Annotated in this window: 9 protein-coding genes; 4 read left to right on the forward strand and 5 right to left on the reverse strand. The window is 70.1% G+C overall.

Features of this window, described 5'->3' with window-relative positions; genetic code table 11:
• Window positions 1-14: 14 nt before the first annotated feature.
• The 3 genes from QA861_RS23650 to QA861_RS23660 are packed head-to-tail and all read right to left on the reverse strand — an operon-like array spanning window position 15 to window position 3496.
• The gene (locus QA861_RS23650; RefSeq protein WP_334590292.1) at window positions 15-1403 is read right to left on the reverse strand and encodes a class I adenylate-forming enzyme family protein; all 1389 of its coding nucleotides are present in this window, start codon (window positions 1401-1403) and stop codon (window positions 15-17) included.
• A 6-nt stretch (window positions 1404-1409) separates the two neighbouring features.
• The gene (locus tag QA861_RS23655) at window positions 1410-2678 is read right to left on the reverse strand and encodes a 3-dehydroquinate synthase II family protein (protein WP_334590293.1); all 1269 of its coding nucleotides are present in this window, start codon (window positions 2676-2678) and stop codon (window positions 1410-1412) included.
• Entirely contained in the window at window positions 2675-3496 is an 822-nt protein-coding gene (locus QA861_RS23660) for a 2-amino-3,7-dideoxy-D-threo-hept-6-ulosonate synthase (protein ID WP_334590294.1), read from the reverse strand. Before QA861_RS23660 ends, QA861_RS23655 begins: the two co-directional genes overlap by 4 nt.
• Window positions 3497-4221: 725 nt before the next feature.
• On the opposite strand from QA861_RS23660, the gene QA861_RS23665 reads away from it, so the two are divergent.
• Complete coding sequence (locus QA861_RS23665) at window positions 4222-4746, forward strand: CAP domain-containing protein (RefSeq protein ID WP_334590295.1); 525 nt, start codon at window positions 4222-4224, stop codon at window positions 4744-4746.
• Window positions 4747-4768: 22 nt separating this feature from the next.
• Here the strand turns inward: QA861_RS23665 and QA861_RS23670 are convergent, their stop codons facing one another.
• Entirely contained in the window at window positions 4769-4921 is a 153-nt protein-coding gene (locus QA861_RS23670) for a hypothetical protein (protein ID WP_334590296.1), read from the reverse strand.
• Between the two features lie 273 nt (window positions 4922-5194).
• On the opposite strand from QA861_RS23670, the gene QA861_RS23675 reads away from it, so the two are divergent.
• From QA861_RS23675 to QA861_RS23685, 3 genes are all read left to right on the forward strand, one after another.
• A complete protein-coding gene (locus tag QA861_RS23675; RefSeq protein WP_334590297.1) occupies window positions 5195-8641 on the forward strand; it encodes a S8 family peptidase in 3447 nt (1148 codons plus the stop codon).
• A 278-nt stretch (window positions 8642-8919) separates the two neighbouring features.
• The gene (locus QA861_RS23680; RefSeq protein WP_334590298.1) at window positions 8920-11145 is read left to right on the forward strand and encodes an AbeC-like domain-containing protein; all 2226 of its coding nucleotides are present in this window, start codon (window positions 8920-8922) and stop codon (window positions 11143-11145) included.
• Window positions 11146-11167: 22 nt separating this feature from the next.
• Window positions 11168-11578, forward strand: coding sequence for a hypothetical protein (locus QA861_RS23685; protein WP_334590299.1), 411 nt, complete (start codon window positions 11168-11170; stop codon window positions 11576-11578).
• Between the two features lie 14 nt (window positions 11579-11592).
• Here QA861_RS23685 and QA861_RS23690 read toward each other — a convergent pair whose 3' ends face one another.
• Window positions 11593-12462, reverse strand: coding sequence for a GNAT family N-acetyltransferase (locus tag QA861_RS23690; RefSeq protein ID WP_334590300.1), 870 nt, complete (start codon window positions 12460-12462; stop codon window positions 11593-11595).
• Window positions 12463-12547 lie beyond the last annotated feature (85 nt).

Consider the following 12547-nt stretch of genomic DNA (forward strand, 5'->3'; position numbering starts at 1 on the left):
GGCGACACCCCGCCCTACCCAGCGGAGCGCAACGTCGCTGCCTGCCGCACCAACTTGCCGTTGGACGTGCGCGGCAGCGCGTCCAGCAGCCGGATCACCCGGGGCACCTTGTAGTCGGCCAGCCGCCCCCGGCACCAGCGCAACAGGTCCTCGGCGGACGGGCGTTCGACGCCGGCCGTGACGGCGACGTACGCCTCGGTCACGTCCTCGTGGACCAGGACCGCCTGTTCGACGGCCGGATGCTCGCGGAGTACGTTCTCCACCTCGGTGAGGTCGACCTTGAGGCCGCCGATGACGACGAGGGAGTCGGCACGCCCTCGGACCACTACCGCGCCGGTGGCGTCCAGCGTGGCCCGGTCCCGGGTGTGCAGCCAGCCGTCCGTGTACTGGGTGCCGCCCGAGTCGAAGAGGTACGGCGACTCGTCGAGGGCGACGTCCAGTTCGCCCCGCGCCACGCGGATCGAGACACCCGGCGCCGCCCGGCCGACCGAGGGGCGCAGCGTGCCGCCGACGTCGATGGCGACGATGCCGGTCTCCGTGGTCCCGTACGCCTCGCCGACCTCGACGCCGTACCGCTGCGTGAACCGGGCCGCGACCTGCGGGGGCATGATCTCGCCGCCCGACACCGCGAGCCGCAGGTCGGGCAGCGCGGGGGGATCGGTGGCGGCGGCGAGGAGTTCGAAGTGCGTCGGTACGCCGAACAGGGCGGTGATCCGGTGCTCCTGCGCGGTCCGCAGGATGTCGCGGGCGGACACGCGGGGCGCGAAGACGACGGAGACCCCGGCGGCGAGGGAGTACAGCAGGCCGCCGATCAGACCGAAGCTGTGCGCCGTCGAACTGAGCAGCAGCAGCCGGTCGCCCTCGGTCGGCATCCCCGGGACCCCGGTGAACCGGTCCACCTCGGCGTCGAGCGACCGGGCGCTTCTGCCGATGACTTTCGGCCGTCCGGTCGAGCCCGAGCTGAACTGGACGAGACGGTGCCCGGTGGTGGCCGCCGATCCGGTTCTGCGCCGCTCGGTGACGACCTCGTACTCGGAGCGGAAGCCGAACGTGGCCCGGACGTTGGAACCGGCGCTGACCATGAACTGCGGTCGGCAGGACGCGCAGAGCGCCGCCACCTCGGGCGGTTTGAGCCGGAAGTCGAAGAGCAGCACCTGCGCGCCGAGCCGCCACAGGGCGAGCAGCACCTCGATCTGGGTGAAACTGGGCGGGGTCCGCAGTCCCACGGTGCTGCCCGGCCCGATCCCGTACCCGGCGAAGACGGCGGCCTGCTTGGTCACCCGCTCCCGTAACTCGCCGCGTGTGACCATCTCCTGTTGGTGCGTCAGATACGGCAGGCGGTCGTCGTGCGCGTCGAACAGCCGCCCCACCAGCGGGGCGAGAGCTGATTCGGGTTCGCCCATCGGACCTCAGACCTCCTTGCAGAACTCGCCGATGGGCAGCCCCACATGGCGCTTGTCGGCGGCCAGATAGCCGAGCAACTCGTCGCCGGTCCGCAACTCGGTGACGTTGAGGACCTTGCCGCCCGGGCCGAGCACCCGTACGTGCCAGTCGTCCTGCACGGTCAGGCTGACCAGCCGGCCGTCCTCGGCGTGGGTGCGGATCTCAAGGAGCGGCCGGGATTCGAGTTTCGCCCGCCCGACGACGACCCGCCGGGTGCGCCCGTCGGCGCCGACGGCGAGCAGCGCGCTGCCCGAGCCGACCTCGCTGAGGTAGCTGGTGCGGTTGTCGGGGCCGAGTGTGTACGAGTGCAGGGCACCCGCGTTGACCCGGAACGGCCTGGTCGGCATGTAGGGCAGGGGGTGGGTCTCGCTGCAGCACAGCACGAACCCGGAGGAGTAGGAGCCGACGAGGATGCCCTCGTCCTCCTCGAAGTGCGAGCAGGTGTCCACGCAGACCCGGTCGCCGAGTCCGACGTGCCGGATGCTCTCCACGGTCAGGGTGGACAGCTCCAGTTGCGGTGTCGTCGCCTCCAGCAACCGGGCCAGCGCGAACACCTCGTCGGCGCTGCGGGGCGTGAAGAGGATGCCGTCCGAGCCGCGCTCCAGCACGTCGAAGACGATGGCCGCCTCCTCCAGGCCGTCGACGACCGTCACGAGCTTGCCCTCGGCGGACTCGGCGGCGGCGAGCACGATCTCCAGGGGGATCTTGGTCGGGTCGGCGAAGTGGATGACCGTGTACGGCAGCACCATGGCGCCCGCGCACGACAGCTGGAGGGTGCGGTCGTCCCGTACGTCGATGAACCCGGAGACGGGTGTGCCACCGGCGCCGCCGTTGCCGATCGCGCCGCCGGTGCGGGTGCCGGCGCGGTGCTCGGCGGCGAGCGCGTCCAGCTCCTCCTGGGTGCCGAACTTCCGCAGGAGCACGTCGAATCCGGCGCCGGTCGATGAACCGCCGCCCCCGGCAGGGGACTTGGCCACCTTGTCCGAGGCCTTCGCCTCCTTCGCCGCCTCCTTCGCCGCCTCCTTCACGTCCTTGTCGCCGGGCTTCTTCTCACCGTTCGGGACCGGGCCGTCGCCACCGCCGACCAGCACCCGGGTGACCGTCGGGGGCAGGGTCCCGAGCAACTCGGCGTCGGCGGCCACGACTCCGGCCATCCGGGCGTGGATTGCCGCGTCCACCACCGCCTGGAGCTGCGGACGGGGGACTTCTCGCAGGTCGATCCAAGCGAACCTCATGCCACTCCTGCCACGATCGTCGAGTAGTTGGCCATGCGCATACCGTGCGAGAGGTCGGTGTTGCCGCCGTGCACGACGGCCGAGAGCCGGGACACGAGTGCGGCGGGTGTGGGGGAGGAGAAGATCCGGCGCCCGATGGCCAGGCCCCGGCAGCCGGCGGCCATCACGGCGGTGCCGTACTCGACGAGGTCGGAGCCGTCCGGTGGCCCACCGGCCGCGAGGACGGGGATGGGGCTGTTCGCCACCACCTCGGCCATGCGCTCGATCGGCAGGGCGACGGAGGTCTTCACCAGGTCCGCGCCCAGGTCGGCGGCGACATTGGCGAGGTGGGACAGAAGGGCCGGATCACGTGGGTCCTCGATCCGGGGGCCGCGCGGATACACCATGGCGATCAGGGGCATGCCCCACGCGTCGCAGGAACGGGCCACCGCCCCGAGATCGGCCAGCTGCTGTGCCTCGGTGTCGGAGCCGATGTTCACATGGACGCTGACCGCGTCCGCGCCGAGCGTCAGCGCCTCCTCGACGTCGGAGACCAGCACCTTGGCGTGGACGTCGGCGGAGCAGGCGGTACTGGCGCTCAGGTGCACCACCAGCGCGCAGCTCCTCAGGATGTCCGAAGCGAAGGAGCGGGCGCGCCCCTTGTGGACGATGATTCCGTCGGCGCCGCCGGCGACGAGTGCGCGCAGCAGGTCGTCCCACTGGTCGGCGGGGACGATCGGACCGTCCGAGACGCTGTGGTCGAGGGGGATGAGCAGATGCCGGTCGTCACCCGCGAGTGAAAGTCTCCTCAAGCGTAATTGCTTGCCGGTTTTGAGCATGGGTAATGAGCCCTCCCAGCCCGGAGGCCGCATTTCAGAAAGCCGATAACCGCGACATTCTGTTGCGATTCGCCGTGTCCGGAAATCGATGGTTATGAAACTTTCAAGTTAAGCGATCACGAGCATTCACGTGTGGCTGGCGGTTGGCAAGGTGTGACCATCGAGAAATTTTTATACGGCTTGCGGTATGAATATTGACAGGGGATCGACAGGTTGCATGGGGTTGACGTGGCCTGGGCGTACTGTTCGCGCACTCTATGCGCGTTGGGGCGTTCTGCCCCTCCTGTCACCGCACCTGATGCTCTATTGAATGGGCTCCTTGTCGAAATTGAATTTCGATGATCAGGGTGCCGGAACTGTTCCCGGCCCGGCTGCGCTACACCGGCGCCGCCGCCCGGCTTCTACCCCGGCGGCCTCTGCCTCGTGAGCCTTCTGTGTCTGTTGGCGCTCCCGGAGACCCGGGATCACGAGTTCGACGTCCGACGCCTCATCTCCGGTGGCCGGGGGGCGCGATATCGGTGGCCAAACGCACTAGTGGGAACCAGTCCCGAATTACCGTCGCCGAGCCGCCGGCCGAGTGCGTGGCCTAGTCTGTGCCGACGGGAGGAGCGAAGTGCGAAGTGCGAAGTATGAAGTTTGAAGTGCTCTCCGAGTCGTTCTCAGTCAAGGAGCCCCGAATGGCCACTCGCCGTTGTATACCCCGGTCCGCGCGACACGGTTTGGTAATGGTGTCTCTGGGGTTGATGACAGCCGGGGGTGCGATATCCGCCCCGGTGGCATCGGCGGTCATTCCGGCCGCCCCGGCCGGCGAACCGGCTGTCGCACTGACAGCCGCGGAGGCGATGACGTCGCTGGAGAAACAGGCGTTCGACCACGTCAACGCGCGACGGACCGCCCACGGCTGCGCCGCGCTGCTGATCGACAGAAGCCTGGAGAAGGCCGCCCACGGTTATGCGGCCGAGATGGTGCGGACCCACCACTTCTCGCACACCTCGGCGAGCGGAAAGAGCCCCACCGACCGTGCCAAGGGCGCCGGGTACACCCGGGGTGGCGTCGGCGAGAACATAGCGATGGGGTTCCGGGGTGAACCCGACGGCGTCGTCAATGATGCGAACTACGGGTGGATGAGCAGTTCCGGGCATCGCGAGAACATCCTCGACTGCGACTACACCAGGACCGGTATGGGATACGCCGCCGGGAACATCGACCCGAACTACGCCGACGGTTCCTGGGTACAGGTATTCGGCTGACGCCGACGTTGAGTACGTCATTTCAGTAGGCCCGGATTCCCGCCGCCGAGGCGAGCCACTGTGTGCCGATCAGCGCGGCCAGGGCCAGCATCGTCACCCGTGCCAGATGGTGGTTCGTCCGCGCTCCGCGCAGCTGTGTCTTCGCCATGGCCGACTCGCTCTCCGTCCGTGTCACCTCGCGCACCTTCGCGGTGCCCCGCAGCCCACTCTGCTGCCCGAACGGGCAGCGCCGCCTCGGCCGAACGGCCGGAACCCGAGGACCGAAACCGCCTCTGGACTGGCCGAACGGTGGAGGAGGCGGTTCTGGGCAGAGTCGTTGACCGGCCTGTCCCCCCGAAGCGACCCGAATTTCCCTCCAACCTGAGGACACCCCCGTTCGTCTCTGGGCGCGAGCCGTCGGCAACAGCCGCGACGGCCGAGTCCAGCTGCCGAAGTGTCAGGAGTTCAGGTGGAGTTACGCGCGAGACCAACACGTGCGGTCGTGGCGGCGGGGGTGGCCTCCACGGCCCTTCTGCTTGCCGGTGTCCCGGGCGCGGAAGCCCAGGACACGAGTGGTGTCAGTACCGTCACCACGGTCGACGCGGCCAGATCGACCAAGCCGGCCAAGGCGCAGGGTGCCGCCAAGGTGATGAAGACGGTGACCCTCGTCACCGGCGACCAGGTCATGGTCGACGGCGCCGGAAAGGTCACCGGCGTGACCCGGGCCGAGGGCCGGGAGAAGGTCCCGTTCTCCGTCCGGGTGGTCGCCGGACACACCCGGGTGGTACCCGGTGACGCCGAACTGCTGCTGGCGCAGGGCAAGTTGGACGCCCGGCTGTTCGACGTGACCCAGCTGGTGGCGGACGGCTACGACGACGCCGGCCGTGGCGACGTACCGCTGATCGTCACCTTCCGGGGGAAGAAGGCGCCCTCGATGACCCCGTTCGCCGGGGCCGGGGCGAAGGTCGGCCGGGCGTTGCCGGTGGTCAACGGCAAGGTGATGCGGCCTGCGAAGAAGCGCGGCGCCGACTTCTGGAACGCCGTGACCGGCACCGCCAAAAAGGCCGACGGAGCAGGCGGGGCAACGGAGTTCACCGCTTCCACGGCCGTCGAGAAGCTGTGGCTCGACGGCAGGCGTAAGGCCAGTCTCGACAAGAGCGTGCCGCAGATCGGCGCGCCCACCGCCTGGGCCGCCGGTTACGACGGCACCGGCGTCAAGGTCGCCGTACTGGACACCGGCATCGACACGACCCACCCGGACCTCGCGAGCCAGGTGGTCGCCGAGCAGGACTTCAGCGGTTCCTCCTCCGGCCCCACCGACAAGTTCGGCCACGGCACGCACGTGGCGTCCATCACGGCCGGTACGGGTGCCAGGGACGGGGGCAAGTACAAGGGCGTCGCCCCGGGTGCGAAGCTCCTGAACGGCAAGGTCCTGGACGACAACGGCTCCGGCATGGACTCCGGGATCATCGCGGGCATGGAGTGGGCGGTGGCGCAGGGCGCCGACGTCGTCAACCTCAGCCTCGGCGGCGAGGACATGCCCGGTATCGACCCGATGGAGGAGACGGTCAACCGGCTCTCCGCCGAGAGCGACACCCTCTTCGTCATCGCGGCCGGCAACGACGGCGAGAGCGGTGAGAGCACCGTCGGCTCGCCGGGCAGCGCGGACGCCGCGCTCACTGTCGGCTCGGTCGACAAGTCCGACGTCCTCGCCGACTCCTCCAGCCGTGGCCCGCGGGTCGGTGACGGCGGGGTCAAGCCCGACCTGACCGCGCCCGGCGTCGACATCACGGCCGCGGAGGCCGCCGGCAGCACCCTGTCGGAGTGGTACCCCTCCGGCATACCCGGGTACCTCACCCTCGACGGCACCTCCATGGCGACCCCGCATGTCGCGGGCGCCGCCGCGATCCTCGCCCAGCAGCATCCCGACTGGACCGGCGAGCGCATCAAGGCGGTCCTCACCGGCTCCGCCAAGCCGGGCTCGTACAGCTCCTTCCAGCAGGGCACCGGCCGTACCGACGTGGCCCGGGCGCTGGACCAGAGCGTGATCACCGAGCAGCAGCCGCTCGACTTCGGTCTCCAGCAGTGGCCGCACGGCGACGACACCCCGGCGACCAAGCAGGTGACGTACCGCAACCTCGGTACGGAGCCGGTCACCCTGGACCTGTCCGTCGACGCCCTCGGGGTGGACGGCAAGCCCGCCGCCGAAGGCATGTTCGCCGTGTCACCGCAGCGGATCACCGTCCCGGCGGGCGGCGAGGCGAACGCCTCCGTCACCGCCGACACCCGCGCGGGCAGCACCGACGGCTCCTTCGGCGGCTCGGTGGCCGCCGTCTCGGCCGACGGCAAGGTGCGGGTGCGTACCGCTGTGGGCGTGGAGCGCGAGGTGGAGTCGTACAGCCTCACCCTCAAGCACCTCGACGAGAACGGTGCGCCGACCGGCGACGCCGCCACCTCCGTCGCGGACTACGACGGCGACTTCTACGCGTCCTACGCCGACGAGCAGGACGGCGAACTCACGGTGCGGCTGCCCAAGGGCGACTACACCCTCAGCGGAGTGATCCACCCGTCCTTGGACTCCGCCACCCACGCCGTCCTGGTGCAGCCGAAGCTGACCCTCGACAAGGACACCACCTTCATGGTCGACGCCCGGCAGGCTCGGCCGGTGGACATCACCGTGCCCGACGCGGCGGCCAAGAACACCGAAGCCACCGCCCACTTCAGCTACGACCGGGGTGAGGGCCTGCGCCCGGGCAACATGGAGTTCCTCCTGCCGACCTTCGAGGGCACGGGATTCGGACAGCTCGGACCCGACTTCTCCGCCGACCAGGCGTCCACCGTCTTCGCCGGCGACTGGACGCGGACGGACGACCAGGGCAGGCCGGTCACCTACCACCTGGCCTGGAACCGCGCCGGCAAGCTGGACGGCTTCGCCGCCACCGTCAAGCGGAGTCAGCTCGCCAAGGTCGACTTCCAGGCGGGCGTACCCGTCGCGGGCCGGCGCGTCCAGGTCGAGGTTTCACCCCACACCGCTGACGGGGAACTGGTCTTCGGCGCCAACGACCTGCGGGGCGAACTGCCGCTGCGCACCACCGACTACGTCCTCGACAACGACGTCAAGTGGTCCTTCCGTATGTGGCAGATGGTCGGAGAGGGCCACGAATCGCGCTCCGAGACCTTCCTGATGCGCATGGAGAGGACCTGGCAGGCCGGTCACAGCTACACCGAGCGGTTCAACGTCGGCGTCTTCGGCCCGGTGCTGCCCGCCGCGGGCGACCTCGGACCGGAGCGGGGACTGCCGGGAATCGTGCGGTACGGGAACGTCATCAGGGCTTTCCTGCCGCAGTTCGGCGACGGCTCCGGCCACTGGGGCCTCAGCGACTACACCTCGGTGACGAGCTCGCTCCAGGCGGACGGCAAGGAGATCCCCGACGACTACGGCATCTCGCCGATCGACCTCACCGAGTACACCGTTCCCGCCAAGGACAGCGCGTACAGACTGACCGTGGACGCGTCCCGTGACCCGGCGGCGTACCCGGTCAGCACCCGCGTCCGGTCGGAGTGGACCTTCCGCTCCGCCACCGCCCCCGAGGACGAGAGCACCACCCTCCCGCTGTCGGTGGTCCGCTTCTCGCCCGACCTGAGCCTGTCCAGCACGGCGAAAGCGGGCAAGCGGTTCGCGGTGCCCTTCACCGTCGAGGGCGCGGCGGCCGGGCAGCGTCCCGCCGAGCTCGCCTTCGAGGTCTCGTACGACGACGGCGCCACCTGGCAGCACGCCAAGGCCGTCGGCGGTACGCACCTGGCGCTGACCCACCCGGCCACGGCGGGCTCCGTCTCGCTGCGGGCGAAGCTGACCGACCGGGCCGGCAACACGCTGGTCCAGACGATCGAGCGCGCCTACCTCACCACCAAGTAACCCTCCGGATCATCCGGCCGAGTCCTGCCGGGGCGGTGTCCACACCGCCCCGGCAGGACTTCTCACTGCCCCAACTGCTGTCCCCGACTGCCATGCGAGTCAGTGCCGTTCCCGGGTTCCCGCCCGCCGCGAAAGGGGATAGCCATAAGGTGCGGCCACAGGCCGTGGGGGACCGGCGACGGGGGGAACGCCACATGTTCTTGTCTCGATGGAGTGAGTCCCGGGCGAGACCGCCTCTGCGTGGACGCGTCACACTGCTCTGCCTCTTCCTTCTCCTCGTGGGCAGCCCCTGGGGGCAGCGGCGCGTGGAGGACTTCTACCTGGAGCACCTCGGGAGCGAGACCACGCGCTGGCTGGTCGAGGGCGCGTTCGTCCCGAGGTGGAGCCTCTCCGCCGACCCGCGGATCGACTACCTCGGCTCGTCCATGCTGGTCGTGCAGGACATCAGCGTCGTGCTGCTGCTCGTGGCGCTCGCCCGCGTCATGTCGCGTCGGCCGGACCGGGGAGCGGCCGGCTGGAGCCGCTGCCTCGTCGCGGCGGTGCTGGTGTCGGAGCTGGTGGCGCTGGTCCGATGGTGGCTGCTCGACACCTTCGTCGACGGAATCGACCTGACGTCCGACGGACTGCGAGCCGAACTCCTGCACGCCCCCCTCTCCTTCGGCCTGCTGACCGGAGTCCTTCTCGCCCTCCTGACCACAGGCCTGCCGCTCACGCGAACCACCGGGCCCGCCCGCGCCACCAGACCGTCGCTCCTTCGGAGAAAGGAAGCCGCCGCCATGACGACGACCCCGCAGCCGCACATGCCGGTCGGAAGCGTGCCGGGTGACGTCACCCGGTATCTGTGCGCCGCGGCCTACACCGACGAGGAGTTCGCCGACCGGGTGGTGGAGGGGGTGCTCGCCGACGAGGTCAGCGCCGTGGCACCCTCGCCCGGCGTCGACCTGGTGGCGGTGGCCCACCACTGCCTGGCCGCACAGGAGATACGCCGCAGACGCGACCTGCGACTGGCGGGGGCGTTCGCGGTCGTGGCACTGCTCGCACCGCTGTGGCTGCTGTTCAGCGCGCTGTTCCTCTCCTTCACCGCCAACGTGGGCCGCTCCCGGACCAGTTACGCGACCCGAGGCCGACGCCAGCCGGGCAACAGGGCTCTGGTGAGTACGGTGATCACCGCCGTGGTCGTGGTTCCCCTCGCCTTCCCCCTCGGCTCCGCCATCGCGTCCCTGCCCGTCTCCGGGTTCATGAGCTGGCTGCTCGGCGCCTACCTGTCCGGGATCCCGGCCGTCCTCGCGTCCGTCGGCGCGGTGGTGTTCGCGTACGTGACGGTCGTACGGCACGACCTGGGCATCGACCAGCTGCTGCGCACCACCATGACCCGCGCCGCGTTCGCCAGGCGCCGGCTGCCGGCCCTGCCCCTGAAGCAGTGGATCGTCAACCGGATGGCGGTCGTCAAGGAGGCACGGGACGGAAACGTCACCGTCTACAGCGGATACTCACCGTTCATCGGCTACTCCGCCGCCGCCTCCAACTGGTCGATCGCCGTACCGCTGCTGCCCTCGGACGACCACGTCCACAAGAGCCCGCGCCCCGGCGGGCCGGACGTCTTCGATGTCGTCGAACTCGTCACCCACGTACGCGAACACCTCCGCACGGTCGCCGCGCGCGGCGTCGCCGACACGGCCGCGGCCTCGGGGGCTCCGGAATCCCTCGGTTCCCTCACCATCGAGGACCGGGTCTTCGTGAACGGCACGACCATCGGCGAGGACCCCCGGTTCATGACGACCGCCGGCCTGACACCGGCGATGCGGCTGCCGGCCGAGGCGGTCGAGGACATCATGCGGCGCCCGACGGGCGCGGTCCGCCACCAGCTGGCGGTCCATGTGCCGTTGTGGGGCGACGACGTGGTGCCCAGCGTCTTCCTGCACTTCTCGACCGAGGGCAGAACCCTGCACCTGCACTGCGGCAACCATGTGCTCGGACCGGTCGGCGCCGGCTACCACGTCGTGGACCGCCTGCGTGACCCGCTCACCCCCGAGCGGCAGCGCGGCCTGCTGGCCGACGCCCTGCCCCGCACCGGCCCGGCGTTCTTCGGCGCGCCCTCCCGCGCGCTGCGCCAGGCACGTTTCGAGGCGCGGCGCACCCGGCGGATGGTGGACGAACTGACCGCCATGGAACAGGATCCGGTCTTCGACTACGGTGCCCGTCTGAGCCTGCGGGAGATCGCGACGAGCCCCGTCTACCAGAACTACTTCCAGGTAGTGGACGCCGACCGGGTCACCTCGGCCGTACAACGCCACACGCTCGCCGCGATACGGGAGTTCCTCGACGCACGCGGCTACGACACCACCGACTTCCGCGCCCAGCAGCACACCATCCTCAACCAGGGTGTCATCCAGCAGGGCGGGACGAGCATCATCGGCAACCAGGCGATCGGCACCGGTGCCAACGCCACCCAGACCGTCACCCAGCAGACCGGCCCGGCCGCCACCGCCGGCGCCCAGAAGTAACCTCGGAAGGAGGGGTCCGCCGATGAGCGGCAGCAACGAGGTCGACCGTCCCGACCCGCCCGTCAACAACGGCCTGGTGATCAACGGCGGCACCCACTACGTAGGAAACCAGGCAATCGGCAACCAGGCTCAGGCGTTCTCCGGCACGGTCGCCTTCCAGCCGCAGGACGCCGAACAGGCGGCCGTCCGCACGGCCGAACTCCTGGCGCTCGTCACGCAGTTGCTGACCGAACACCGCGCGGCACTGGCCGACCCGGAGGCCACCACCCGCGAACTCCGCCGCCTGCGCGAGGAACTGGCCGAGGCGGAACCCCAACCAACGGTCCTACGCCGCGCCCTGACCCGCCTGACAGAGTTCGTCCAACCGGTCACCCCACTGGTCGTCGCGGTGGGCGAACTGACGCAGTCGGTACGGGGGGCACTGGGGGTGTGAGAGGCGGGCGGCGGCTACGCCTCCACGCTGTGGCTGAAGCCGAGGGAGGCCAGTCCCTCAGATCGGCACAGCATGTCGGAGGCGCCGCCGACCTCGGTCTGGAGGAGTTGGTAGGCGGCACCGTGGGACTGGCCCCAGTGCATCGCGGCCCGCCACAGGACGCGGCCCAGGCCCTGCCCTCGGGCCCCGGGGAGGACGGCGAAGTACTGCGGCATGAGTTGGGGGCATCCGATCGCGTCGGGGCGTACCTCCATGGGGCCGATCGCGCCCACAATGCGGCCTCCGACGGCGGCGGCGAGAACCGGGCCGCACCGGCCGGCCCGCATCTGGGCGTGGAGGAAGGCCAATCCATCGGCGGCCATGGCCGCGGCGAACAGGGCGAAGGTCTCGCGCACGGAGATTGGCCAGTCGGTGACGAGGCGGACCGGGCCGCCGGGGTCGGGGCACGGACGGGCGGTGAAATCCTGGAGCTGTACGCGGGTGCCGTACGGAGATCCGGTCTCGGGGCCGAGCGGGCGCACGACCTTCGCATGGACCGTGTCGTGCACGACGGCGAGCTTCGCGGCCAGTCCGGCGGCTTCGTCCACGACGCTGCCGCGATGCCCGTAGGCGAAGACCTTGACGGTGCCGCGTCCGCGCCGGGTCAGGGTGGGGATGAGGGTGTGGTCGGGCTGGTGTACGACGTCGCCGCGCAGGACCGTCTCCTCCTTCTCGCTGCTCCAGCGCCGGTCCTTGTCGTAATGGAGGAAGGACCGGTCAGCGACGGCCGCTCGCAGTGTGTCCTCGAAGAGGTCGACGGTGAGGACGTGAGGGTGGACGGGGCCGAGGGTCGGCACGATCGGCGCGGTCAGTACAGGCCGGAGCCAGTCCCATCGGAAGAACATGAGCGGCACCCTAACGGTCGGCCGATCAGGGCCCAGGCCCCGACGCGAACGCGTCAGGGCCTGAACGGAACCGACTGGATCGGCT

Origin of the sequence: Streptomyces sp. B21-083 (assembly GCF_036898825.1) — a bacterium.
Classification (GTDB): Bacteria; Actinomycetota; Actinomycetes; order Streptomycetales; family Streptomycetaceae; genus Streptomyces.